Source organism: Neobacillus paridis, from assembly GCF_016765675.1.
Lineage (GTDB): Bacteria > Bacillota > Bacilli > Bacillales > Cytobacillaceae > Neobacillus > Neobacillus paridis.
The window spans coordinates 170,549-197,390 of sequence record NZ_JAESWB010000371.1 but is presented as its reverse complement, the minus strand read 5'-3'; the positions used below and the strand labels follow the sequence as shown (position 1 = coordinate 197,390).

22 protein-coding genes are annotated in these 26,842 nt (G+C 41.9%); 18 read left to right on the top strand and 4 right to left on the bottom strand.

All coding sequences use genetic code 11. The features are described from left to right. Nucleotides 1-136 precede the first annotated feature (136 nt). The 5 genes from JK635_RS22995 (at nt 137) to JK635_RS24835 (ending at nt 6,957) form a co-directional block, all read left to right on the top strand. The gene (locus JK635_RS22995) at nt 137-286 is read left to right on the top strand and encodes a hypothetical protein (RefSeq protein WP_202656277.1); all 150 of its coding nucleotides are present in this window, start codon (nt 137-139) and stop codon (nt 284-286) included. 104 nt (nt 287-390) lie between these two features. Next, nucleotides 391-3,549 carry a lantibiotic dehydratase gene (locus JK635_RS22990; protein ID WP_202656276.1) on the top strand — a complete coding sequence of 1,053 codons (3,159 nt, stop codon included), beginning with the start codon at nt 391-393 and terminating at the stop codon, nt 3,547-3,549. Between the two features lie 21 nt (nt 3,550-3,570). Beyond that, nucleotides 3,571-5,424: an ABC transporter ATP-binding protein gene (locus JK635_RS22985; protein ID WP_202656275.1), complete on the top strand. Its 1,854-nt coding sequence runs from the start codon at nt 3,571-3,573 to the stop codon at nt 5,422-5,424. Between the two features lie 47 nt (nt 5,425-5,471). After that, nucleotides 5,472-6,791, top strand: coding sequence for a lanthionine synthetase C family protein (locus JK635_RS22980; protein ID WP_202656274.1), 1,320 nt, complete (start codon nt 5,472-5,474; stop codon nt 6,789-6,791). A 34-nt stretch (nt 6,792-6,825) separates the two neighbouring features. Next, nucleotides 6,826-6,957 carry a hypothetical protein gene (locus JK635_RS24835; RefSeq protein WP_306792991.1) on the top strand — a complete coding sequence of 44 codons (132 nt, stop codon included), beginning with the start codon at nt 6,826-6,828 and terminating at the stop codon, nt 6,955-6,957. 187 nt (nt 6,958-7,144) lie between these two features. Here JK635_RS24835 and secA read toward each other — a convergent pair whose 3' ends face one another. Continuing rightward, the gene (gene secA / locus JK635_RS22975; RefSeq protein WP_202656273.1) at nt 7,145-9,655 is read right to left on the bottom strand and encodes a preprotein translocase subunit SecA; all 2,511 of its coding nucleotides are present in this window, start codon (nt 9,653-9,655) and stop codon (nt 7,145-7,147) included. A gap of 488 nt (nt 9,656-10,143) precedes the next feature. On the opposite strand from secA, the gene prfB reads away from it, so the two are divergent. The 9 genes from prfB to JK635_RS22930 all read left to right on the top strand — a co-directional run bounded on the left by prfB (nt 10,144) and on the right by JK635_RS22930 (nt 19,622). Further along, nucleotides 10,144-11,245, top strand: a protein-coding gene (gene prfB / locus JK635_RS22970; protein WP_202656266.1) for a peptide chain release factor 2 whose coding sequence is annotated in 2 segments (ribosomal slippage) — nt 10,144-10,215 and nt 10,217-11,245 — 1,101 coding nt in all. Because the reading frame shifts where the segments join, the coding sequence is not laid out codon by codon here. A 169-nt stretch (nt 11,246-11,414) separates the two neighbouring features. Continuing rightward, nucleotides 11,415-12,284: a YitT family protein gene (locus JK635_RS22965; protein ID WP_202656265.1), complete on the top strand. Its 870-nt coding sequence runs from the start codon at nt 11,415-11,417 to the stop codon at nt 12,282-12,284. 57 nt (nt 12,285-12,341) lie between these two features. Continuing rightward, complete coding sequence (gene cccB, locus JK635_RS22960) at nt 12,342-12,683, top strand: cytochrome c551 (RefSeq protein ID WP_202656263.1); 342 nt, start codon at nt 12,342-12,344, stop codon at nt 12,681-12,683. Nucleotides 12,684-12,993: 310 nt separating this feature from the next. After that, nucleotides 12,994-13,680 carry a cell division ATP-binding protein FtsE gene (gene ftsE / locus JK635_RS22955; protein ID WP_202656261.1) on the top strand — a complete coding sequence of 229 codons (687 nt, stop codon included), beginning with the start codon at nt 12,994-12,996 and terminating at the stop codon, nt 13,678-13,680. Beyond that, nucleotides 13,670-14,563 carry a permease-like cell division protein FtsX gene (gene ftsX, locus JK635_RS22950; RefSeq protein ID WP_202656259.1) on the top strand — a complete coding sequence of 298 codons (894 nt, stop codon included), beginning with the start codon at nt 13,670-13,672 and terminating at the stop codon, nt 14,561-14,563. The genes ftsE and ftsX overlap by 11 nt, the downstream gene beginning before the upstream one ends. A 315-nt stretch (nt 14,564-14,878) precedes the next feature. Then, nucleotides 14,879-16,336: a S41 family peptidase gene (locus tag JK635_RS22945; RefSeq protein WP_202656257.1), complete on the top strand. Its 1,458-nt coding sequence runs from the start codon at nt 14,879-14,881 to the stop codon at nt 16,334-16,336. 362 nt (nt 16,337-16,698) lie between these two features. Beyond that, nucleotides 16,699-17,892 (top strand): PDZ domain-containing protein, encoded by a 1,194-nt coding sequence (locus tag JK635_RS22940; protein WP_202656255.1) that lies wholly within the window; start codon nt 16,699-16,701, stop codon nt 17,890-17,892. A gap of 135 nt (nt 17,893-18,027) precedes the next feature. Continuing rightward, the gene (locus tag JK635_RS22935; protein ID WP_202656253.1) at nt 18,028-19,323 is read left to right on the top strand and encodes a TP0910 N-terminal domain-containing protein; all 1,296 of its coding nucleotides are present in this window, start codon (nt 18,028-18,030) and stop codon (nt 19,321-19,323) included. After that, nucleotides 19,320-19,622 carry an EscU/YscU/HrcU family type III secretion system export apparatus switch protein gene (locus JK635_RS22930; RefSeq protein WP_202656251.1) on the top strand — a complete coding sequence of 101 codons (303 nt, stop codon included), beginning with the start codon at nt 19,320-19,322 and terminating at the stop codon, nt 19,620-19,622. The genes JK635_RS22935 and JK635_RS22930 overlap by 4 nt, the downstream gene beginning before the upstream one ends. Before the next feature lie 41 nt (nt 19,623-19,663). On the opposite strand, the gene JK635_RS22925 is transcribed toward JK635_RS22930, so the two are convergent. Both JK635_RS22925 and JK635_RS22920 read right to left on the bottom strand, forming a co-directional pair. Next, on the bottom strand, nt 19,664-20,728 hold the full coding sequence (locus tag JK635_RS22925; protein WP_202656249.1) for an ABC transporter permease: 1,065 nt from the start codon (nt 20,726-20,728) through the stop codon (nt 19,664-19,666). Then, nucleotides 20,725-21,450 (bottom strand): ABC transporter ATP-binding protein, encoded by a 726-nt coding sequence (locus JK635_RS22920; protein ID WP_202656248.1) that lies wholly within the window; start codon nt 21,448-21,450, stop codon nt 20,725-20,727. Before JK635_RS22920 ends, JK635_RS22925 begins: the two co-directional genes overlap by 4 nt. A gap of 355 nt (nt 21,451-21,805) precedes the next feature. Between JK635_RS22920 and JK635_RS22915 the strand changes: the two genes are divergently transcribed. Next, nucleotides 21,806-22,366, top strand: coding sequence for a putative ABC transporter permease (locus JK635_RS22915; protein WP_202656246.1), 561 nt, complete (start codon nt 21,806-21,808; stop codon nt 22,364-22,366). A gap of 46 nt (nt 22,367-22,412) precedes the next feature. Here JK635_RS22915 and JK635_RS22910 read toward each other — a convergent pair whose 3' ends face one another. Further along, on the bottom strand, nt 22,413-23,090 hold the full coding sequence (locus JK635_RS22910) for a YqjF family protein (RefSeq protein ID WP_202656245.1): 678 nt from the start codon (nt 23,088-23,090) through the stop codon (nt 22,413-22,415). Between the two features lie 91 nt (nt 23,091-23,181). Between JK635_RS22910 and JK635_RS22905 the strand changes: the two genes are divergently transcribed. The 3 genes from JK635_RS22905 (at nt 23,182) to JK635_RS22895 (ending at nt 26,728) form a co-directional block, all read left to right on the top strand. Next, on the top strand, nt 23,182-23,553 hold the full coding sequence (locus tag JK635_RS22905; RefSeq protein ID WP_202656244.1) for an ArsR/SmtB family transcription factor: 372 nt from the start codon (nt 23,182-23,184) through the stop codon (nt 23,551-23,553). Between the two features lie 19 nt (nt 23,554-23,572). After that, nucleotides 23,573-25,639 carry a heavy metal translocating P-type ATPase gene (locus JK635_RS22900; protein WP_202656243.1) on the top strand — a complete coding sequence of 689 codons (2,067 nt, stop codon included), beginning with the start codon at nt 23,573-23,575 and terminating at the stop codon, nt 25,637-25,639. Between the two features lie 177 nt (nt 25,640-25,816). Continuing rightward, a complete protein-coding gene (locus JK635_RS22895; protein WP_202656242.1) occupies nt 25,817-26,728 on the top strand; it encodes a cation diffusion facilitator family transporter in 912 nt (303 codons plus the stop codon). The last annotated feature ends 114 nt before the right edge of the window (nt 26,729-26,842 follow it).

Genomic DNA, 26,842 nt, shown 5'->3' with positions numbered 1-26,842 from the left:
AGTTTTAGAAATACAAAATTCCACCACAAAATATTGTTAATATATTCTTAAAGTGGGAGGAGTTGACATCCATGAGGTTGATATACTAAATTTGTAATTGTGATCGATCGCAATTACAAATATTGGAGGAATAGAAATGGAAAAGAAATTTGATTTAGACATTCAAAAAAATGCAGTTAAACTCCAAGGAGAAGTACAGCCAAATACAATTGGAACAATTATTAGGCAGTCTCTTCGCCGTTGTCCAACTGCTATCTGCATCTCTTTTGGATGCGGGAACAAATAATATCTAAAATAGCGATGAATTGAACAGTCTAAGTTAAGATTCATCCCGTATGTATGATACGGGATGAACTATTCTTTTATATTTCAGAAAGGAAATTATAGCAGATGCATAATCAATATAGGAATGAGCGTAATGGCAATCAAGGATTTTTCGAGATTATTGATCAATTTATGGTTCGTACTCCTATTTTGCCCGTGAATTTCTTTTATAAACATCTAGCAAAAACATTTAACAACAACTCTTCAATAGATGCACAGCTTTCTTATTATAAAAATTTAGTTAATGAAAATAAAATGATTCGAGAAGCTATAGCAGTATCAAGTTTAACGCTTCTCGAATCCATAGACACAATCACTTTGGAAAGTAAGGAAAAAAGTAAGAAGAATGTAATTAAAGGGATTTTTAGATATTTAAATCGTCTTTCAACCCGTCCAACACCATTTGGGTTATGTGCAAGTGTCGGTTTGGGGGAATTTTCAAATATGGATAACGAAATAAATAAGACTACTGGATCTTTTAAAAAGCAAGTTCGGGCGGACAGAGAGTGGATTGGAAAGTTGATAAGATTGCTAGAAGCTGAAAAACAGGTTTTAAATGGAATAAAAGTCGCTGTTAACCAGGGAGTGCTCATTAATGGGAATAGAGCTAAATTAAATTGCACGACAGAGATGATTAATGAACAATCAAAAGATAAAGAACTGATTGCTACTTCAATTAATTATAACGAAATAACTGAAGTGGTTTTCAAGATGGCGAAAACCCCCATTTTATATAAAGAGCTTGTTTCAAGTATACATAGAAAATACAAAGAGGTTAGTTTGGAAGTCGTAGAGAATTATATTGTTCAATTAATTCAGCAAGAATTTCTTACTACCGAATTACTGCCTCCCAATTCAAAAAATTGTTTAACTCATATATTGGAGATACTTATTAGGGAAAATGAAGAACTCCCTTTAACATATTTGCTTATCGATATCGAGCTTCTTATTAAAAAATATGAACAAACGGAACTAGGGGAAGGACTGGATCTCTATTTAGAAATTGTTGAGAAGATGAACTGTGTAGTAAAAACAAGATCCCCTCTAAAAATAGACCTAATTACAATGGGCACTCCTTATCAATTAGCCGATGAACATAAAAAAGAACTTGAAGAAGTTGCAAATCTGTTGTGCCATTTGAATGCATATAATGGTGGTTATAAGAATCATGCGCTAAAAGAATATCATTCAAAATTCTTGCAAAACTATGGGCTGGAAAGAGAAGTGCCAGTTTTAGAACTATTGGAAGAAGGCATAGGCTTGGGGCCTCTTGGTGATTATCAATATCCTCCCGCAAAAAACCAGATTAGCGGTAATAGTAAAACAACAGGGTTAGGGGAAATAGATAAATTTTTTCTGGACTTAATAATAGAATGCAATTTAAATGGTGTTTCGGAGCTTTCGCTGAATGAACATCATATGGAAAAAGTAAAAGTTAATATGCCTGTAAAAGAGATGGATTTTCCAATTTCAATGGATATGTATTTTTTAGAGATCAATGAAGGAAACGGCAAAATAAAGTTCCTTTTAAGTCATAATCCTTATGCAGCGGGCGCAGGAAATACATTGGGGAGATTTACTCCTTACTTAGAGAGTAAAGATAAAATGATTTGGAAGGAAATTGCCAAAAAAGAACAGGATCATTTTCCTGATAGCATTTTGGCAGAAGTAATTCCCACACCGATCAGCGAGAGGAATGGTAACATTTGCCAAACCGATGAAAGAAGAGAGTATTCAATTAACATTACTAACAAGATACACACCCAAAACAATATTGATTTAGAAGATATTGCGGTAGGAGCTACTCATGACGGACTTTATCTAAAATCAATATCCATGGGGAAAGAACTGATACCTTTAGCGAGTCACATGCTAAACCCCTCCTTATGTCCAAACATTTATCGATTTCTTTTCGAAATGGGGGAACAAAGAACAGGAAATAATTTTCCGTACTTTTTTAATAATATCGCAAATTTAGGGCTTCCATTTACCCCAAGAATTGTATATAAAAACTTTATTTTATCACCTGCGAAGTGGAATATAAGATCAAATACCTTTCAAGATTGCGATTCAGAAGAAACATTTATTGAGAAATTTAGTCAATATAGAGAAAAATACTACATAGATCAGTATGTGTTTTTAGTCTACTTTGATAACAAAATCTTACTTAACTTGGATAATCATGAACATTTAAAAGATCTATTCAAAGAGGTGAGCAAGCTAAAGGGGGCCTCTATATTAACATTGACAGAGAATTTAGAAGCACAAACTACCAATGAAATATGTAGGGAAAATGTTTTTTCCTTTTTAAATAAGGACATAAGAGATAAAGCGTCTGTTGTGATTCCTAATACAAATAAATCTCTTCCACTTATAAATCAGAAGAGGAGGATGGAATTTCCATTTGAAAATTGGATTTATCTTAAGCTTTATTGTCCCGAGGATCGTCAAAACGAACTAATTGGTACTCACCTATATGAATTTATACAGAATAACGAGTGGTTTGATTTATTTTTTTTCATGCGATATAGAGATCCCAATTTCCACATTAGGATTCGATTTAAGGCGCCTTCGGATATGCTAATTCATCAGGGACTACCTACATTAGTTAAATGGTTAAAAAAGCTAAGGAAAACAGGGATTGTTTATAAGACTAACTTTGATACTTATGATCCCGAAATTGAAAGATATGGGGGGCCAGACCTTATAGAACAGGCAGAAGATATATTCTATTTCGACAGCCTTATTGCACTGGAATTAATTAAAAAAATACACTTTGAGAGTATGCCTGTATCTACTGACATTGTTGCATTTATGAATATTAACCATTATATGAAATGTTTTGGCTTTGAACCTTTAAGCCAACTGGAGTGGTTAAACCAGCGGGTTAATTACAAAGAGTGGTTGACTGAATATCGAACAAATAAAGAGGTATATGGTGATTTCTTTGATAGGTTTGTGGCTCGAAATCCAGAACAAATACCTTTTGATAATAGCTTGGAAGAATTACTGTTATTACGAGAGATGCCGTTACAATTTTATTCAAATTCCATTACAAAATATGTTAAGAGTAACTTATATTCCACAAAAGCGGACATTTTAGACAGTCTAATACACTTACACCTTAATCGCCTTATAGGTATAGACCGAGAATATGAAACAAGGATCTTAACTTTATACCGTCATGCTATTAAAAGTTTCTCCCGGCAGTTTACAACGGTTTAATAGGTTTATAGGGAGGTCTCCATGCAAGCTTCAACTCAATCAGAAAAACCAGTTAGCTTAAAAAATATTGTGTTTGCATTTTCGTATTGGCCAAGAATTTTTAAAATTTTATGGAATGCAAATTCCTTACATTTCTTATTGATTTTAATTTTTAATATAACAAGGGGTGTAATTCCCGCTTTGCTCCTATTGGCTTCTCAAAGCATTGTAAATACAATAGTGAAGATGCAGGGAACAGGTAGCTTTTTTCCTATCGCTAGTGCTGTTGCTGTTTTTGTTGGATTAACACTGCTGAACGAGATTATCACAATCTTTGAAACGCATAGTAAATCTATTTATCAAACCTATATTTCAAACTTTGTAAATGTGGAGATTTTTAAGAAAGTAGGCAGCATGAGCCTGGCAAATTTTGAAAATGCCTACATACAGGATCAGCTACAAAGGTCTCAGCAAGAAGCTAACTATAGACCTTACGAGATTTTCGAACAAATTCTTGGAATATTAACGGGATTTGTTACCCTGTTTTCATCAGCGGCAATTTTAATAACCTGGAATTGGATTATTGCGTTAACACTCGGATTAATTCCTGTATTATTCTTTTTTGCTTATTTACATCTGGGGAAAAAGGAATTCCTAATTTATTACTCAAGGATTCCACGCCACAGGAAAGCTTGGTATTTGACATTCTTATTAACGAGAGACTCCAGTTTTAAAGAGGCTAAATTAAATCAATTACATACTCATTTTTTAAGCGAGTATCAATCAATTATTAGTGGTTTCTTAAAAGAAGATAAGATTTTAGCTAATAAAAGAACAGGAATATCATTATTTTCCCAATTAATTAGCAACATCTTAATAAGCACTATCATCATGTATATTGCCTATTCGGCATTTGCCGGTAAAATCAATATTGGTAACTTTGTTGCTTATATTTCTGCCGTAACTTTAACATTTACTAATTCACAAAATATCGTATTTAACATAGTAGATATTTGCAAAAATAATTTGTATGTGGAACAACTCTTCAATTTCTTGGATTACTCACGGGAAGCAAATATAACGGAGTCTGCAAAGCATTCAAAATCTAACAAAAAAATAGCATCCAATCAAAAAATTAGGTCAATTGAATTTCGAAGTGTTTCCTTTAGGTATCCAGGTACAGATTTTTATGCATTAAAAGGCATTTCATTCGAATTAGAGCAAGGAGAGACACTTGCGATAGTCGGAAAAAACGGGTCTGGTAAATCTACGCTTGTTAAACTGATTACACTTCTTTATTCAGATTATGAAGGGGATATACTAATCAACGGTGAGAACATTAAATCTTTTACCGAGAATCAATTGTATAAAGAAATTGGAATGGTCTTTCAAGATTTTGTTCACTATGAAATGTCGCTCAGAAACAATGTGGGATTCGGGGATATTAAAAATATTGAAAATGACTTTGAAATTAATAGAGCTCTCGAAAATGCGGGACTTGCCAGCCTTACATGCCAATTACCCCACTATTTAGACACACAACTTGGTAAGTACTTCCAAGACGGGTATCAGTTAAGCGGCGGACAGTGGCAAAGAATTGCTATTTCCAGAGCATTTATGAGAGATGCGTCTTTGTATATCCTGGATGAACCTAGTGCAGCCCTAGATCCTGAGGCTGAAAAAGATATATTTAAGAGGTTTAACAATCTGGTAAATGACCGAATTGGCATTTTTATCTCGCACCGTTATACAACTATTCGATATGCTCATAAGATACTTGTTCTCGATGGAGGAAAAATTGCGGAAATGGGTACACATCAAGAACTTATGGAAAAGGATGAAATATATGCGGAACTGTACAATATGCAGATCGAGCAATTTCAAACTGCGCATTAGAAAACTTTTTCCCAACTCCATTAATAGAAGGGGAGGTTAGTATGATCATGCAGGTAATTGAAACGGATTTGAATCAAAGTATTAATCGGATCATATCAAATTTCACAAATAAACTAATTATGGATTTAAAAGAGCCTGAGATTCTTATTGCAACTTTAAAACAAGTGGAAAATGCTCAAACTTTGGATGTGGACTATACACTTGCTTCCGGAATATCAGGTTTAGTTTCTTTCCATTCGCAAATTAATAGCAACAGTTCTGTTTTAGAAGAGTACGGATATAAGATGTTGGTGCTGTTAAATCAAACCATATCAGAGGGGAAAGTAAACAATTTATCACTGTGGGGAGGACTCACTGGAATTGCTGCTTCCGTTTATTTGCTATCAGATGGAAAGAATTATTCAAGCTTTGTCAGTCAATTAAATGATTTAATACTTGAAAATATAAACCTTTATATACAGATTGCAACTAAAAATCTGAATGAAGGCCAAACCACAAGTTTGGATTTTGAAACGGTTTATGGATTAGCTGGAATAGCCAGATATCTTTTAATTTTAAAGGAAAATAAACAAGCGGAAATTTCCATTAAAAATATCTTAGAATATTTTATTCGATTAAATGAAACTGTTAACTATAAAGGAAACAGAATCCCCAGATATTTTATTACCATGAAAAATCAACTTAATAATGATTCGGAAAATTATCCCGGCGGACATTTAGATTTGGGGATGGCCCATGGGATATGCGGCCCCCTATCGATCATGGCTCTAGCCATAGAACAAGGGTATGAGCTTGTTAATTTGCCCGAAACCCTTCAGGATATGGCAGATGAGTTAGTATCTTGGGTTCAGAAGGATGAATTTGGAATTTGGTGGCCTTCGAAAGTAAATTATGATGAATATGTAAATAAATCTTTATCGGATAATCAAAAAGGAGCTAATGGATGGTGTTATGGAACACCGGGCGTAGCAAGGGCTTTATGGATTTGTGGAAGAGCTTTAAAAAATGAGAAGTATAAAAAAATGGCTGTAACTGCTTATAGATCATTGAGTAATAGAAACTTTGAAGATTTAAACATTATAAGCCCTACCTTCTGTCATGGGCTTGCAGGACTTATTCATTTAACACATTTAATGTATATAGAAACATTAGATGATGACCTATCAGTATTCAAAAACCAATTAATCACCAGACTGCTTTATGAACTAGATGAAGATAGTTTACTAGGCTTCGAGGATGTATCTTTTGACGGGGTAAAAAGGACTTCAATTGGCTCATTGGACGGAATCAGTGGAATCTACATGGTGCTACAATCCATTCTAATCAAACAAAAGCCTACTTGGTCATTCATATATTTAACAGATTAGTAACTTTGAAGTCCGGATAATAGGAGGTCGGTACATGGCAGATAAAGAGAAGAACAAATCATCAATAGTAGTTGTGGCTGGCGCTTTTGTATTAATTATAATAATTGCTGTAAAATTCCTATTAGGGAATAGTATAGTATATTACTTAAGAAGTTTGTTTAGCTGAAAAGGCATTTTAATAAAAATTAATCGATAATGAAAGCCAAATCCCTTAACGTACTGGTTTTTGGCTTTTTTCGTGTCGAATTTTGCTTAGCGTACAAAATTTCCGATTGTTGGTGGTACCCCAATATGAAAAAAAGAGCACCGACTTCATCAATAGCCGGTGCTCTTAGCTTATCTTTTATACTGCTTTATACTGCTGCTCCATGGCAGTTTTTGTATTTTTTACCGCTGCCGCAGGGGCATGGATCGTTACGTCCGATCCGCTGTTTGTTTACTTTCGGCTTCCGCTTGACGGTTTCGCCGTCTTCCTTCGGATTTACCGCATGTCCATGAGCAACCTCTTGGCGCTCAAGGTTATTACGGATTTCCGCCTTCATAATATACATCGCGGTTTCATCCTCAATCGATTCAATCATCGCCTCGAACATCGCAAAGCCTTCGTGCTGATATTCGCGAAGCGGGTCAGTTTGTCCGTATGCACGCAAATGAATTCCTTGACGAAGCTGATCCATTGCATCGATATGATCGATCCATTTGGAATCGACAGCCCGCAGTGTAACAACTTTTTCAAACTCACGCATTTGTTCAGGTTCGAGAAGCTGTTCTTTTTCCTCATAACGTTGCTTCACTTTGGCAAAAATCGCTTCGACCATTTCTTCCGGATCCTTTCCTTTCAGATCGGATAAGGTGATATCGCCTTCCGGAAGCAGGTTGGCATGGACATAATCAACAATAGCTTGCAGGTTCCATTCCTCTTCATCCACATGAGCAGGTGCCAGTGCGTTAATATGGCGTTCAAGCGATCGTAAAATCATATTTTGGACAATGTCGCTTAGGCTTTCAGATTCTAAAACTTCGTCCCGCTGCTTGTAAATAATTTCCCGCTGTTGGCGAAGAACATCATCATATTGCAGTAATTGTTTACGAGCATCAAAGTTGTTGCCTTCAACCCGTTTTTGCGCTGATTCAACAGCACGTGAGACAATTTTGCTTTGAATCGGCTGAGTGTCATCCATTCCGAGTTTTTGCATTCTGTTTTTCATCGCATCAGAACCGAAACGACGCATCAACTCGTCTTCCATCGATAGATAAAATTGTGTCACCCCAGGATCGCCTTGACGTCCGGAACGTCCGCGCAGCTGGTTGTCAATCCGGCGGCTTTCGTGACGCTCTGTACCGATAACGGCAAGTCCTCCAAGCTCGACCACACCCTCACCGAGCTTGATGTCGGTACCACGACCGGCCATGTTAGTGGCAATCGTTACCGCACCTTTTTGGCCAGCTTCGGCGATAATTTCCGCTTCTCGGGCATGGTTTTTCGCGTTTAGGACATTATGGCGAATGCCTTTTTTCGTTAGCATTTTTGACACGAGTTCAGATGTTTCAATGGCCACGGTACCGACAAGTATCGGCTGTCCTTTTTTGTGACGTTCAGCGATGTCCTCGACTACAGCATGGAACTTGCCTTCCATCGAGACGTAAATTAAGTCAGGGCGGTCTTCACGAATAATTGGTCTATTTGTTGGGATTACAATAACATTCATATTGTAAATGTTTCGGAACTCTTCTTCTTCCGTTTTCGCGGTACCGGTCATACCGGCTAATTTTTGATACATTCGGAAGTAGTTTTGGAATGTAATCGTCGCCATGGTCATGCTTTCGTTTTGAATTTCGACGCCTTCCTTGGCTTCAATCGCTTGGTGCAAGCCTTCAGAATAGCGGCGCCCCTTCATTAGACGGCCGGTAAATTGGTCAACAATCACAATTTCACCGTCTTGGACAACATAGTCGACATCCAGGTGCATCGAGACATTTGCCTTTAAAGCCTGGTTAATATGATGGTTTAAGGTAACGTGCGAAATGTCAAATAGATTGTCAATCCCAAAGGCTTTCTCGGCTTTGCTGATGCCTTCCTCGGTCAGCATGACTGCTTTTGTTTTTTCATCATACGTATAGTCGACATCTTTAGACAGCGTCCGCACAAAGGCATTCGCCTGAATATAAAGAGAGGTCGACTTCTGCGCTGAACCGGAGATAATCAGCGGTGTCCGCGCTTCGTCAATTAAAATCGAGTCAACCTCGTCAATGACCGCAAAATAAAGCGGGCGCTGCACTTTTTGCTCTTTATAAAGAACCATATTATCACGCAAATAGTCGAAGCCAAATTCGTTGTTGGTCCCGTAGGTGATATCGCAATTATAGGCTGCCTGCTTCTCTTGGCTGTCCATGCTGTTTAGGTTTAAGCCAACTGTTAAACCTAGGAATTCATACAACTGCCCCATCTCGGTAGCGTCCCGGCTTGCCAAGTATTCGTTGACGGTCACGACATGAACGCCTTTACCAGAAAGAGCGTTCAAATAAACCGGCATTGTCGCGGTTAAGGTTTTCCCTTCACCGGTTTTCATCTCGGCGATATTCCCTTCATGGAGGGCAATCCCCCCCATTAATTGCACGTGAAACGGATATAGACCGAGCACGCGGCGGGCACCCTCACGAACCACGGCGAATGCTTCGACAAGCAGGTCGTCAAGTGTTTCTCCTTTTTGGTAGCGTGCCTTAAATTCCGCTGTCTTTTCACGAAGCTGTTCGTCGCTGAGTCTTTCCATTTCCCCAGCAAGTGCGTCAATTTTTACGGCAAGCTTGTCCAACCGCTTTAACTCGCGCTTGTTCAGATCAAAGACTTTATTTAAAATCCCCATATTTGAAGAACGCTCCTTTTTTACTTATCAAAATTTATATCATTTCCGCTTTGAGAATTGTCCAGCTCCAGCGCCTATCGCCTAGCAAACTTCAGGCCTCCTCCCTACGATAAGTCAACATCGATTCACTTCGTTTATCGTGTTTCCTTTATCTCAGTCGTAGCCCCTCTAGTTTGTACGGCGATGGTCAAGGCGCTTCCGCTTTTCTTAATGACTTCCGATAATTTTCCTTTTATATATTACCACTTAAACAGCAGCAGTGACAACAATGATCCATTGCGGCGAATTTTGCTATCCTATTATTATACCTCCGGCTATTCCTCCGCTTCAAGCAAATAATCAGTGCTCCCAGTTAAAACTAATGTTTACCGGAATATCTGTGTTTTGAATTTTTCCTAAGTCTTGCGTTATAATGGAAAATGGAAAATTGCATGCAAGCAATCTGTAAGGATATTTGGAATGATATTTATTTTATAGAGGTGGAAAAGATGGAATTAGCAGAAATTCGCAATACCCTTGAAAAAATGGCTGCCACGTTAGCGGACTTTAGGGGGTCTCTTTGACCTTGAAAATAAGGAGGCCAGGATTGCTGAACTGGACGATATGATGCTGCATCCAGACTTCTGGAATGACCAGGAGCAGGCCCAGAAAGTTATAAATGAGGCAAATGCCTTAAAGGATCAAGTCAATGAATTTAAGGAAATGAATGAGTTATATGAGAATCTGGAACTCACCTACGAGCTGGTGAAGGAAGAAAATGATGCTGAGCTGCAGGCCGAACTTGAAACCGAGCTGGAGAAACTTACGAACCGGCTCGACCAATATGAATTGCAGCTGCTTTTAAGCGATGAGTATGATAAAAATAATGCGATTCTGGAGCTTCACCCGGGAGCTGGGGGAACAGAGTCTCAAGACTGGGGTTCGATGCTTTTAAGAATGTATACTCGCTGGGCCGAAAGCAAGGGCTTTAAGGTGGAAACGCTCGATTATTTGCCGGGTGATGAAGCCGGGATTAAGAGTGTGACGTTAGGCATCAAAGGCCATAATGCTTATGGCTATTTGAAAGCGGAAAAGGGCGTTCATCGCCTTGTCAGGATTTCGCCGTTTGATTCCTCGGGCCGCCGCCATACCTCCTTCGTTTCCTGTGACGTGATGCCGGAATTTAATGATGATATTGAAGTGGAAATTCGTCCGGAGGATCTTCGGATAGATACGTACCGTTCGAGCGGTGCCGGTGGTCAGCATATTAATAAGACGGAATCGGCTGTCAGGATTACCCACCTGCCGACTGGGATTGTTGTCTCCTGCCAAACGGAACGTTCCCAGATCCAAAACCGCGAGCGGGCGATGAATATGTTAAAATCAAAACTCTATCAAAGGGAACTGGAAGAGAAAGAAAAGGCTTTGGCGGAAATCCGCGGCGAGCAAAAGGAAATTGGCTGGGGCAGCCAAATCCGCTCCTATGTCTTCCACCCATATTCGATGGTGAAAGACCATCGTACCGGTGTTGAAACTGGTAATGTCCAAGCGGTCATGGATGGTGACCTCGATCCATTTATCAATGCTTATCTTCGTTCGAGAATTTCATAATGACATTCAAAAAGCCTTTGCCGGTATTGTTTGGCAAAGGCTTTATTATTTCAAAGCTGGTCGAATAAAGTAATTTTACTGCTTTACCACGGCAACTTAATGCCATTTACACTATTTTTTACCCATGCTATACTCACTGCGAAAAGTTTGCTTTTAAAGGAGAAATATCATGACTAGACTAGGTAATTTGGCCGACAGAAATCCGAAAATCCGCATGGTCAGCGACTATTTGCTGGTGCTCATCGGCTCGGCCATCATTGCAATTTCGTTTAATGTATTCCTCCTGCCCAATAGAGTTGCTTCAGGAGGGGTTAGCGGGATCAGTACGATTTTAAAATCTGTCTGGGGACTCGAACCTGCTTATGTCCAATGGGCGTTTAATATTCCGTTATTTATCGCCGGGATGATTTTATTAGGCGGGAAACAATATGGGGTAAAAACGCTTGTCGGGACCATTTTTCTCCCGTTCATTGTGTTTCTAACAAAAAGCTGGGAGCCGTGGACCCATGATGCACTGCTTGGAGCGTTGTTTGGCGGCATCGGTGTCGGCTTGGGGCTGGGTATCGTGTTTCGTGGCCAGGCCTCAACGGGGGGAACCGATTTAGCGGCCCAGATTATTAATAAATATTCTGGCATTACATTGGGAAAATGTGTCGCCCTGATCGACGGATTGATTGTCCTAACCGCGGCGATTGTGTTTGATATTGAAAAAGCGTTATATGCCTTAATTGGCCTGTATGTTACCAGCAAAACGATTGACCTGATTCAGGTCGGATTCGGCAGTTCGAAGATGGCGATGATCATCACCAATAATCATGAAGAAGTCCGATCGGGAATTTTGAAAAAAATTGACCGCGGTGTCACAAAACTATCAGCTTATGGTGGATTCACCGATCATGAACGGCCGGTTTTGATGTGTGTTGTCGATCAAACGGAGTTCACAAAATTGAAACAATTAGTGAAAAGCCTTGACCCGTCTGCATTTGTCGTTGTTATGGATGCCTCAGAGGTACTTGGAGAGGGTTTCAAACGCGCCTGATATTGGTATAATAAAGCAATGATGGCATTATTTACACATGTAGGGGGAGTGGCAATAATGAAGAAAAAAATCGTCACATTTTTACTAGGCTCATCTTTAGTGTTAGGCCTTGCAGCCTGCGGCGGCGGTTCCGATAGTGGCAGCGGTTCTGATGGAGGCAAAGATACCGCTTCAGCAGGGGAAAAGATTTATAATCAAAAATGCTCCAGCTGTCATGGCGGCGACCTAAAAGGCGGTGTTGGTCCGGATTTAACAAAAGTTGGGGCCAAATACAAAAAAGCTGAAATCCTCGATATCATTAATAAAGGAAAAAATGGTAGTATCGGTTCTATGCCGGCTGGCCTTGCAGCTGGTGACGAAGCCGATCAAGTGGCTGAATGGCTGGCAGCAAAAAAATAATCGTTTCATGGAGCGCTCTGTCTAAAGTGGACAGAGCGTTTTTTGTCGAAAAATTTTTTAGGATCATTCGACATAATGAGCATGATCATCCGAAAAAATATCGCCGTAAAGCCTTATTCCTGCCAATAATTTACTTCTTTGAAATGAAACTGTAATATTTTTAAAGCTTTTTTTGATACTTTTTGATGTTATAATAAAAACAATGCAAAACTTTGCACTCCATGTTTGTGATTGCGGTCCATTTTGTCGAAATGATAAGAATGATGTCGATGATGCTTTATCTTAACTATGAAACTACGGGTGATTACTGATGATAGAAATGCAAGATGTGTATAAGAAGTACCCGAATGGCGTAACCGCTCTTAACGGGATAAATGTTCGCATTAATCAAGGAGAGTTTGTTTATATCGTCGGTCCTAGCGGTGCTGGTAAATCGACTTTTATTAAGTTGATTTACCGTGAAGAAGTGCCGACTTCCGGTACGATCCTGATGAATGGCGTCAATTTGGCAAAATTAAGACCCAAAAAAGTACCGCATTACCGTCGTAATATCGGTGTGGTCTTCCAGGACTATAAGCTTCTCCCGACACTGACAGTCTATGAAAATGTTGCTTTTGCTTTAGAAGTTATTGAGGCACAGCCGAAATATATTAAAAAGAGAGTGATGGAGGTACTTGACCTTGTTGGCTTAAAGCATAAGGCAAGAATGCTTCCTAATGAGCTTTCCGGCGGGGAACAGCAGCGTATATCGATTGCTCGTTCGATCGTGAACTCACCTAAAGTGGTGATTGCCGACGAGCCGACTGGTAACCTTGATCCCGAAACGACATGGGAAATTATGAAGATATTTGAAGAGATTAATAATCGCGGGACAACCCTTGTAATGGCAACTCATAATAGGGATATCGTGAATACGCTGAAGCGGCGTGTTATTGCCATAGAGAGCGGAAAAATTGTCCGTGATGAGCAAAGAGGTGAATACGGTTATGAAAATTAGAACGATTGGCCGTCATGCCCGTGAGAGCCTTAAGAGTCTAAGCAGAAACGGCTGGATGACCTTTGCCTCTGTCAGTGCCGTAACCGTGACATTAATATTAGTGGGTGTCTTTTTTGTGATTATGATGAACCTCAACCGAGTTGCGCAAACGGTAGAGGAGGATGTCCAGATCCGCGTTCATATTGATGTGGCTGCAAGCAAGCAAGACCAGGATTTATTGAAGTCAGAGATCCAAGCTATTCCTGAAGTCAAAACGGTCACCTTCTCACCTAAGGAAAAGGAACTAAATGATTTAGTTAAAAGGATGGGTGACGAAGGAAAGGCCTTTAAGCTGTATAAACAAGACAATCCATTAAATGATGTGTTCATCGTTAAAACGGTCCATCCAACCGATACGATGAAGACTGCGAAAAAAATTGAAAAACTTAAATTTGTTGCTAAAGTAAAATATGGCCAGGATAAAGTTGAAAAACTGTTTAAGTTTATTAAGGCAAGCCGAAATGTTGGCGTTGTCCTTATTATTGGCCTGTTCCTAACAGCCGTTTTCCTCATCTCGAATACGATTAAAATAACGATTATTGCCCGACGCCGGGAAATTAAAATTATGAAATTAGTCGGGGCGACGAATTCGTTTATCCGTTGGCCATTTTTCCTCGAGGGACTATGGCTTGGTATTTTGGGGGCCATTTTACCGATTGTTCTGATTTCTATCGCCTATTACCGGGCCTATGATTATATCAATCCGAAACTTGCTGGCACATTTATTAAGCTGCTGCCATTTGATCCATTTATGTATCAAGTTTCCGGTATCCTGTTGTTAATGGGAGCTTTGATTGGAGTATGGGGCAGTGTGATGTCCGTAAGAAAGTTCTTAAAAGTGTAATCTCAGGTCAGGATGGGACTGTCTGTTTGTCCCTCCTGATTTCTTTTTTTTCAGGCCTGCCACTATGGGAAGCACTGACCACTTTACTGATTAGCCTCTCCAGTTGAACTCTACAAAGAGCGCTGGCAATATCAATCCAATGGGAATCGTACCATTGTAAAAGGGTGAAGCGATTATGCTTCGCTCTTTTTTCATCTTTCTTCTTATGGTGTCAGGCACCGAAAAATTCATAACTCGTCCATTTTTTACATAACTATTATTAGTCAGGCAGTTTGCCAAGCAGAAACGTCAGGCATTTTTATAAGGAGGGTTTCGATGAATCGTAAAGCGGTTGCCTTATTGATGACACTTTCGCTTTTAACCGGTGCCGGGGGAACATATGCCGGTCTACACTTTTTTGAAAAAAAACAAGCGAGATCCGCAATGGAAGAAGCCATCATTCCGAAAAGTATTTCGGTTACAACTAGCGGAGCCGTGAGTGATGACCTCGAAAAGGTCGAACAGGCGTATGAGCTCATCTTAAATCGTTATGTCGAAAGGGTGGATGAAGGAAAGCTGGTTGAAGGCGCAATCCAAGGAATGCTTTCAGTGTTAAAGGACCCCTACTCCGTTTATATGGATAAGGAGACAAGCCGGCAATTCACCCAGACACTGGAATCCTCGTTCGAAGGGATCGGTGCCGAAGTCGGCATGGTTGATGGGAAAATGGTGATTATCTCGCCATTCAAAAATTCACCGGCGGAAAAAGCCGGCATCAAACCTAATGATCAAATATTAAAGGTGAATGGAAACAGTGTTGATGGCCTGGATCTGAATCAAGCGACGATGAAAATCCGGGGAAAAAAAGGGACGTTCGTTACCTTGGAGATTGCCCGATCAGGCTTGAAGGAGCCGCTGGAAATTAAAGTCAAGCGCGATGAAATTCCGCTTGAAACCGTTCATAGCGACGTAAAAAAACAAGACGGCAAAAAAATTGGTTATTTGGAAATTACCTCTTTTTCAGAAAATACCGCAGAGGACTTTAAAAGGGAATTAAAGGTCTTGGAAAATGATCATATTAACGGACTGATCATTGATGTTCGCGGTAATCCCGGGGGGCTGCTGATGAGCGTCGAGGAGATTTTAAAAGAATTGGTCCCGAATGATAAGCCATATGTGCAAATTCAAGAGCGTAATGGCGAAAAGAGACGTTTCTTTTCAAGTATTTCCGAGAAAAAAGACTATCCGATCGTCGTTTTGGCGAATAAAGGCAGCGCCTCTGCTTCGGAAATTCTAGCTGGTGCCTTACAGGAAGCAGCTGGCTGCAAGGTTGTCGGAGAAACAACCTTTGGCAAAGGAACCGTGCAGCAGGCTTTGGAAATGAATGATGGCAGTAATGTGAAGTTAACGTTATTCAAGTGGTTGACACCAGATGGTAATTGGATTCACAAAAAGGGAATTAAGCCTGACGTCGAAGTGGCCCAGCCTGCGATATTTACCACCCATCCGCTGCAAATTAAGGAGCCGCTGGTAGTCGATATGAACAATGAACAGGTAAAGAATGCTCAAGAAATTTTAGCCGGTTTGGGCTTTGCTCCGGGACGAACTGATGGTTACTTCAGCTCTGAAACAGCCACTGCGGTTAAAGGCTTCCAACAGTACAATGACCTGGCGGTAACCGGGGAAATTGATGAGGTAACTGCCACCAAGTTGGAAGAAGCCGCCATCGAGGAAATGAAAAAGCCAAAAAATGACCTGCAGCTGCAAACCGCATTGCGATTAATTGTAAAATAATAGTTTTGCTTGAACCTCTTAGCTGGGAGGTTCGTTTTTTTGTTAGAGAATACTTGGTGTATGCAAAACAAGTGTCGATTATGGGAAAATCATGGCGAATTTCCTCGGAAATAAAACGGAATTTTCCAAGGAGTCATTTTTCAAGGTCTGCGGGATGTATCCCGCTCTCATGGCCCCAATCCCTTAACATGACATAGTTTCAGGTAGGAGTTCTATGGAAAATGGACCACCCAATAAAATTCTACGATTTTCCCCCTTTTTTCTATAAACTAGCAATATGTTTTGCCATCCTAATTTGGTAAAATAAAGAGTAAGAGTCTACTAAAATATAGTTGAAATTTTTTATTGAGGCGGTGGCAGGTATGGTGCAAATATGGCTTGTGGAGTTTCTAAAGGGAGCAGGCAAGTTATTTCTTCATCCTGTTTTATACTATCTTGTGTTCTTATCGGGTATTTTGGGCGTCATACGAGTAAAACGGGAGCGGAAAAATTTCCATATTAGGGCACAGGATGCTTATTTCGAACTGCGGCAATTGTTTCCGTTGGGAATATTTCTCGGGCTGATCCTTTCGCTTATGGTTGTTGGCACAGGGCTAACCGTTCCATTTGCAGCCATCGTTTTGATTGCCGGGTTTACTGTTTTATGGTCACTGACAACCAATATTCGCTGGATGTCACCGGCTTATACCGTCAGTGCCACTTTTTTTGCTATCATCTTGATTGCTCATAACAACTGGTCGTTCTCTCTTTTTCCCAAGGCATTTGCAGCCTTAGATGAGTTGGTCTACCCATCCATTGTCATCATTCTCGGACTGTTGCTCATTGCGGAAGGCATTCTGATTGTGAAAAATGCTACGAAAGGCACATCTCCAAAACTGGTAAAAAGTAAACGCGGGCAGGTGGTTGGCGTGCATGAGGTAAAACGTCTCTGGCTGGTGCCGCTATTTATGCTCGTCCCAGGAAGCGCTCTTGATCTTCCATTTAGCTGGTGGCCGGTTTTTCATCTGGGAGCTAACGAGTACGCGCTGTTTCTTGTTCCGTTTGCAGTAGGCTTTCAACAGCAAATTAAAGGGATGTTGCCGTCGGAAGCGATCGGGCAGCATGGTCGTCAGGTAGTTGGCTTGGGCATTGCTATCACGCTGATCGCCATTGCCGGTTATTGGTACCCAATTGTTTCAATTGTGGCTGCTACGCTGGCTCTTATCGGTCGCGAAGCATTGGCTTATATTGCTCATATTCGAGATGTGAACCAGCCGTTTTATTTTTCGAAAAAAAATAATGGTCTGATGATTATTGGAATTATTCCGGATTCGCCTGCCAGCAAAATGGAGCTTAAGGTGGGAGAGGTTATCGTGAAAGCAAATGGAATCGCCATCAGCGATGAAAAGGCCTTTTACGAGGCATTGCAAAAAAATCGTGCTCATTGCAAGCTGGATGTCCTCGATACGAATGGCGAAATTCGCTTTGTTCAACGCGCGCTATTTGAAGGCGATCACCATGAACTCGGGCTCCTCTTCGTCCAAGATGGGCATAAGTTTGGCAAAAAGACAGGGTAATAAAGGATATGAATGTGCAAACACGCCTTGAGGGATCCTCCTTTAAGGCGTTTCGTTTGACAGGCATTGTTTAAGGGGAAAGAAATATTATTCGTCCTGCTTGCAAAAAAGACCAACCAATGGAGGAACAGACAAATGAGTCCTATCCAAATGTTGCCATTATTGTTTCAAAAAGATAGTATTCCAAAAGCGGAGGTACCTCCTTTAAGGACGGGGCAGGTATTATTTGGCCGGGTAGAGGAATTGTATCACAATGAAACAGCATTAGTTAGGCTGGGGAATTTCCAGGTGCAGGCCCAGCTCCAGGCACCGCTGGCGGCTGGGAACAGTTATTGGTTTCAAGTCCAGTCAAGCGGCGGCGACGATCTTCAATTAAGGGTGATCGTCAAACCTGAGCAGAATAAACGTGCGGCGGAATCGATCTTAAGACAGTTTCATCTGCCTGATACAAAATCTAACCGACAGCTGCTGCAGTTTTTTTTAGAAAGGAATTTGCCGATCACACCGGACACGTTCAAGCAGGCAGCGGAGTGGATTGGCTCTAAAACAGATCCTACTAAAGGGCTAAACGCATTAGAATTCATCTTCAACCGAAATTTGCCGTTTACGAAGGAAACCTTTCAAGCCTTAGTGGCTGTTCAAGAATCGACGTCATTTTTTCAGGAACTAAAGCAGCTGCAGCAATTTTTAGCGGAACCGCAGTTTGCTTCCTTGAAAACGATTGCGCCCTTGAAACAATTGATAGCGGATATCCTCAGGGATGGATCTGCTGACTCAGGGATTGTAAGGTTTGATAGCGGTGAAGCAGTCAAGCAACTGCTGCAGGAAATCATTCACAAACTGGGACTTACATATGAAAAGGAAGTAGGCGTATGGTCGCTGGCAGGAAAAGACAGCATGCAACCGCTGGATACGTTAAAACCGCTGCTCATGAGTGCGATGGCGGAACTTGGGGCAGCCGGAGAGAAGTTGGAACCGCTTTTGCAGCGGCTTACAGGGATGCAAATCATCGCACAGGATCCGGCGGCGCCAATGCAGCAACTAGTAATGCAACTGCCAATTTCATTTGGACATATGCAATCAGACGTGACGATTCAATGGAACGGAAGGAAAAAAGATAACGGACAAATTGACCCCGATTTTTGCCGGATTTTATTCTATTTAGATTTGCAGCATCTGCGGCAGACGATGCTTGATATGGTGGTACAAAACAAGGTGGTTCATATTACCGTCGTCAACGATACGGAGGGAATCGAGCCGATTGTTACGATATGGAAGCCTGTGTTAAAGGAAAAGCTGGAGGAACTTGGATATCAGCTTTCTTTCATTAACGTGAAACCTTTTTTTAAGGAACAAATGACAGAATTTCAGGAGAGGCAATCAGTTTCGCTGCCTAAGGAACTTTATCAAGGGGTGGATATTAAAATATGAGCGGGCCTAATCAACCTAAACCAATGAAGGCGGTAGCTCTGTCGTATAAGGCAAACGAACAGGCAGCACCATCAGTGGCCGCCAAAGGAAACGGACTCGTAGCCAAAAAAATCATCGAAAAAGCCCAGGAGCACAACATTCCGATCCAACAGGATACATCCCTGGTTGAGCTCCTCAGCCAGCTTGAAATCAACGAAACCATCCCTGAGGAACTCTACCAGGCCGTCGCTGAAGTCTTCGCCTTCATCTACCATGTCGATCAGCATCGCGATGAACACGAAAGTGACCAACAGGGGTAAACATCAAAAAAGGAGGGGATGTTCCCTCCTTTGTGAGCGGTTTAGAGTGTTCGGTATTTTTTTAAGGCAAGGATGTTTAGTACGATAAAGATGGCTGCGAAGATCATTAGGGCGATGAGGTCGCCGCTGATTTCACCCAGTCCCATGCCTTTATACATGACTGCTTTTAAGGCGTCGCCGGCATAATACATTGGCATTATTTTGGCGATGGCCTGAAGCCAGTTAGCCATCCCATCAAGTGGAAAGATCCCGGCAAAAAATACTTGCGGAACCACAGCAATCGGAATAAATTGCATCATTTGAAATTCCGAGGCCGCAAAAGTCGATAATAAAATGCCTAAGGAGAGAGCGACTAAGGCTAGCAGTAAATTAATCAAAATCACATGAAAGATGGAACCGACCAATACAATATCAAGAATTGTGATCGAAAATGTCACGACGATGATGGTTTGAATGACGGCAAAGATCCCATAGCCGGTCAAATAAGCAGTAACAATTTCCCAGCGGCGGATTGGCGTTGACATCAGCCGTTCCAAGGTCCCCGTTGTCCGCTCGCGCAAAAGTCCGATACCGGAAATGATAAACACGAAAAAAAATACAAAAAAGCCAACTAAAATCGGACTCAATACATCAAAAAAGACGGTATCTTTATCGCCGTAAACATATTTTGTTTTCATTTTAGCGGCTATCAAGTTCGCGGCTCCGGCAGGATTTTGTTGAATCAGTTTTGCCTGCACCTGGGCAGCAGCGACTTGGCTTATTTTCATTTGCAACGCTTTGGCCTTACTTGGGTCGTCATTTTGCAAGGTTAAGGTCATTTTTCCGGTGGTGGCATCCACCTGTAGCAAACCATCCAGATGATCATCTACAACGGTGTTTTTCGTAGCTTTTTCATATTCTTTAACCTTTATATCAACCTTTTCCAACCCCTGTACAAGGCTGTGTTCAACTCCGACAACGCCTAATTTCGGGTCAACTGTATTGCCATTAAATAAAAAGTACATCAAGGTCAAAATAAGCAGCGGGGCCACAAACATTAACGCTAATGTTCGTTTATCACGCAGCAATTGCCGGCTTATTCTTTTAATTAACGCTGAAATTCTCATGCTTGGTTCACCCCTGCCTTTAAGAAAACTTCATCCAAGCTGCCCACATGATAACTGTCCTTAAGCTCTGTTGGTGTGCCGCTCGCTAAAATCCGGCCGTTCCGCACCATCGCCACGACATCGCAGCGTTCCGCTTCGTCCATGACATGAGTCGTAACGATAATCGTTTTGCCCTCTTCATTTTTCAGCCTTAATAGCTCATTCCAAATCGATAGCTTTAATTCCGGGTCAATCCCGACAGTTGGTTCATCCAGGATTAACAGCTTTGGATCCTGCACCAGTGCAATCGCCAGTGAAAGCCGCCGCTTCATTCCCCCGGAATAGGCGGAAACCCTTTTCTTCAAGTCTGGGGTCAAATTCACTAAATCGGCTGCGTAGGCGATCCGTTGCTTTTGTGCGCTCTTACTTAATTTAAAAAGTGAGGCAAAAAACTTCAGATTTTCTTCACCGGTCAGTTCTGCATAAAGGGCATCCGACTGCGCCATATACCCGATTTCCTGGAGAATGGCGAGGTTCGGCATTTTTTTATCCAAGACATGAATGGAGCCCGCATCTGACTTCTCCATCCCGACAATCATTTTGACTAATGTAGTTTTTCCAGCCCCCGAGGGCCCAATTAGTCCATATAACTGCCCTGATTCAATCGTTACATTGATCTCATTTAATACGGGCTTTTTTCCGAAGCTTTTTGTCACATTTTCTACTACTATGGTTGGATTCATCTAATCCCTCCTCAAAGCCGTTACGGCAATGAACACCGTGTTGACTATTTCTATATCAACATCTTAAAATGCGAAGCAGCGAATTACAATGAACAATTAGCGGCAATCTGTTTATTTTTTTAGAATCGCTAATAAACGGTTGAGATTCGCTAATAAACTCTAATAATTCGCTAATAAAAGAGATAGAATCGCTAATAAGCACTAAAGATTCGCTAATTAGTGTCAGGCACCTATTCCCTCATGACGAAAAATGATGATTTTCTTAAATTTTACATGGGTCAGGCATTTTTGCATATTTTCCTTCTATTGGGTTCACTCTAATAATTGGAAAATAACGGATGAAAGGGTGGGCTCAATGTTTAGTCTTTCGGAAAATCTTGCTATTGATGGGGCTGCAGCGGTGCTTTTTTATTTTGCCGTTTACTCCTACTTGGGGTGGCTATTGGAAAACAGCTATAATTTGATCGTCAATCATAAGTTTTTTAAAGCCAATTTTCTCTTTGGTCCTTTTAAACCGATGTATGGCATTGCACCTGTTTTGCTAATTTTTTTCATTTCGTCGGAAACCCATTGGGGTGTTGTCCTGTTGCTCTGTTTTATCATCCCCACCATGGTGGAATATTGGTCAGGAGTCGTGCTGCAAAAGTTTTTTGGGCAGCGGTACTGGGATTATTCGCATACACCGCTGCAATTCCAGGGACATATCTGTCTGCCGTTTTCCGCCTGCTGGCTTGTGTTATCCTGGGTTTGCCTAAAATGGATTCACCCGCAACTTGTTGATATGTATAGGGCTGTTGCACCTTTTTGGGGATGGGGTGCCTATGCGATGGTACTTTATTTTATGGCTGATGTATTTTTTACAATAAAAAAACATATAACAAGGCAGCTTGTCAAAGAGGTGCCTGATATTCCATAAATGTGAAAAAGGAGGGGGGAAGCGGAGAATTTGTTCATCTCCATTCTTACCCCTTCACTATTTTCAACGGAAAAATAAACGCCTCTTTTCTGGGTGAGAAATGAACAAGCTGCGGCTCACCTGCCGAGGCGACCGGAGAAATTGAATTTGCCAGGATTTTGATATTTGCCCCGCAAACACGCCAACTTTCATGGCTGATTCGGCCCTGTAATAATAACGGTCCTAGTTTTGTAAATAAATAGTAGCGTTCTAACAGCCAATGATCCAGGCTCCCTAATTTAGACGTCGTAGCCGGGCCGCCAACCGGTTCATAAAGCACCGAAAACTCCCCGTTGTCAAACACTTGCTGGCAATAAAAAGCAAACTGCTGATCTTGCTCAACCATGGATATCCTCGCGAGCCGGTACGGCAGTGAGGCTATTCGTGCCCCTAAAACGCTGGGCAAATGATTGGCATCAAGCGAGAAAAAGTACACCCCTGTTTTCCCCCGATGCTTGACATATGTCCTCACGTTTAACTCCAAATAGCGATTTAAAAAGGGGATTTCTGGCAGAAGGCGAAACCGCTGATGGCTCACCTTAAATGGCAGCATTGTCAGCCAGGCCTTTCCGTCGAACAAATCTAACTCTAACTCAGCCGGAATAAGATCCCGCACTTGCTCCGGTTCCAAATTCCAATGACTAAATAATACATATTCCCACGTTTGCTTCATAATCCAGCCCATTTTTAACATAATCCTCCAAAATAATTGACATTCAAACAAACATTTGAATATAATATAGTCAAATGAACATTTGAATGAAGAAGGTGACGCAATGAAAGAACGCGATGTTTGTGAGATTACTTGTGTCCATAGTGAAAAAACAGATCACGTTAAGCGGGAGCTTTCAAAAACTCAGCATCTTTTTGAAGTGACGAAGCTTTTCAAAGCATTATCTGATGAAACACGGCTAAAAATTGCTTATACGCTGACACTGGAAGACGAGCTTTGCGTTTGCGACGTCGCCCATATTGTCGGGGCAACGACAGCTACGGCTTCCCACCATTTAAGACATTTACGCAGTTTAGGGTTGGCCAAATACCGTAAAGAGGGCAAGCTCGTTTATTATTCCCTTGATGATGACCATGTTAAACAACTGATTCATATCGCCTTTGAACACCAGCAAGAGGTGGCAGAGCGGAAGTAAATCAAAGGAGGGGGCGTCCATGGGTAACGCACTTGAAAAACATGTCTACCGTGTGCAGGGTTTTTCTTGAGCAAACTGTGCCGCCAAGTTCGAAAAGAACGTTCAGCACCTGGATGGTGTTGTTGCTGCACAAGTGAATTTTGGTGCTTCCAAGCTGACGGTCTATGGAAACACCAGTCTTGAAAAATTGCAGGAAGCCGGAGCTTTTGAAAAATTAACGATTTATCCGGAAAAAGAACGTCCAGCAGCCATCCCGAAGGAATCATTTTGGAAACGGTACGCTTTTCTAGGGGTATCACTGTTGTTAATGTTGGCCGGGTACCTTTTTTCTAACAATCTTCTTTTTGCCGCGGCCATCATCGCCGGAGGTTTTTCGCTTTTTAGAACCGGTGTGAAAAATCTGCTCCGACTGGAATTTGATATGCGAACCTTGATGACAATTGCGATCATCGGTGCGGCGATCATCGGAGAGTGGAGTGAAGCCGCCGTTGTCGTCATTTTGTTTGCCATCAGCGAAGTGCTTGAAGGTTATTCCATGGATAAAGCAAGAGACTCGATTCGGTCATTGATGGAAATGGCACCGACGGAGGCCCTGATCGTCCGTAACGGCCGGGAGATGCTGGTGAAAGCGGAGGATATTGAAATCGACGATCTGATGCTGGTCAAACCAGGGCAGATGATTGCAATGGATGGGATGATTGTCGAAGGAGCCTCATCCGTGAATCAAGCGGCGATTACCGGTGAATCAGTTCCTATAGAAAAAAGGCCAGATGATGAAGTGTTTGCCGGGACTTTGAACGGAGAGGGCTTTTTAAAAATCAAAGTGACCAAATTGGCCGGTGATACGACGATTGCAAAAATTATTCAATTAGTCGAGGATGCCCAAGCCGAAAAAGCTCCGTCGCAGCAGTTTGTCGACCGCTTCGCTAAATATTATACACCGGTAATTATCGGAGTTGCTGCACTTGTGGCCATCGTCCCGCCGCTATTTTTCGGAGCCTCTTGGCAGGAGTGGATTTATCAAGGTTTGGCGGTTCTTGTAGTAGGCTGTCCGTGTGCACTGGTCATTTCGACGCCGGTTTCGATTGTCACCGCCATCGGCAATGCCGCCCGCCATGGGGTATTAATCAAGGGAGGCAGCTATTTGGAGGAGCTTGGTGCATTAAAGGCGATCGCTTTTGATAAAACCGGCACGTTGACAAATGGCACTCCGGTTGTCACGGACTATATGAATCTTTCAAATGACGACAATCTGCTTGGAAAAATTGCCGCGCTGGAAAGCCTGTCCCAGCATCCCCTTGCCGCTGCCATTGTGCAAAAAGCTGGATCTGCTGCCAAGGATTATGAGGTTGCGAACTTTACCACACTGACAGGAAAAGGCATAAAAGGGACAATTGCCGATGTAGAGTATCAAATTGGCAACAGGAAACTATTTACATCCATTCCTGCTGACATTATCGATCAGATTACCGCGCTCCAAAATGAAGGAAAAACGGTGATGATCACCGGGACGGATACAGAAATTCTCGCATTGTTGGCCGTTGCGGATGAAGTGCGGGAGAGCAGCCGCACGGTGATTGAACGTCTCCATCAGCTCGGAATACAACAGACGATTTTACTTACAGGGGATAATCAGAAAACGGCCGAGGCAATTGGCCGCAGCACAGGTATTACTAGCATTGAAGCAGAGCTCCTGCCAGCGGATAAATTGAATTTTATCAAAAAATTACTCGACCGGTTTGGTCGTGTCGGCATGGTGGGAGACGGTGTCAATGACGCCCCGGCACTTGCAGCGGCAACGGTCGGTATCGCGATGGGCGGGGCCGGAACGGATACAGCACTTGAAACGGCAGATGTTGCCTTAATGAACGATAATTTGAGCAAATTGCCGTTCACGATCCAATTAAGCCGCAAAACGCTTAGGATTATTAAACAAAATATTACGCTGTCACTTGTCGTAAAACTGTTGGCACTCCTGCTCGTTGTCCCCGGCTGGCTGACGCTGTGGATCGCCATTTTTGCCGACATGGGCATGACGTTAATTGTCACATTAAACGGGCTGCGGCTTTTACAGGTAAAAGAGTAACCCCGCCAATTGGGGAGAGCTTTACGCCAATTGCCCCTGCTTTTGCGCCAATTGGAGGGTGTCTTTCGCCAATTGCTCCTGCTTTTACGCCAATTGGAGAGGACTTTACGCCAATTGATTTAGTTTTACTTAATAAAATAAAGGGCCACCTTCGTTCTGGCTCTTGGAGGGATAAACATGGGTCACCATCATGGGCATTCGCACGGCCACTCACATACAGCTAATAAAAATGCATTGCTCAGTGCCTTTCTTTTAATCGCTGCGTTTATGATTGTGGAAGTCATCGGCGGTGTCATTACCAACAGTTTGGCATTGCTCTCAGATGCCGGTCATATGCTGAGTGATGCGGCCGCGTTAGGACTAAGTTTTTTTGCCATAAAGCTGGGGGAAAAATCGGTTTCGCAGGAAAAGACATACGGCTATAAACGGTTTGAAATTATTGCCGCAGCGCTTAATGGGTTAGCGCTGATCGTGATTTCGTTGATTATCTTTTATGAAGCAATCCAGCGTTTCTTTGCACCGCCGGAAGTACAGAGTACCGGCATGCTGATTATTTCTGTCATTGGCTTATTGGTCAACATTGTTGCGGCCTGGATTCTCATGAAGGGCGATAAAGATGAAAACTTGAATGTCAGAAGTGCCTTTTTACATGTGATTGGCGATATGCTTGGCTCGGTCGGGGCGATCATTGCTGCACTGTTGATTATGTTTTTCGGCTGGGGGATCGCCGACCCGATTGCCAGTGTCATTGTGGCTGGGTTAATCTTGGTCAGCGGCTGGCGGGTAACCAAAGATTCGTTTCATATATTAATGGAAGGATCACCAACGGAAATCGATGCTAACGAGGTTAAAGCGGCATTGGGGCAAATTCCACTCGTCAGGGAAGTTCACGACTTGCACATTTGGACGATTACCTCCGGATACCCGGTTTTAAGCTGCCATATCACGATTGCGGATGAAGGCGTTCATGACGAAATCCTCGCCCAATCGCAAAAAATCTTACATGACCACTTCGACATCGAACACAGCACCGTCCAAATCGAAAAAGAAACAAACGGCTGCCCCAGCCCGCACGGGACATGCAATTAAACAGGGGGATGCTGCTCCAAAGTTGGTGCCTGACACCATCCGTGGACATTTGTCCGCCTGGGGTGGACAGTCGATCAATAAAAAATAGTGAAAACCTTATTTTCAAGTGGTACG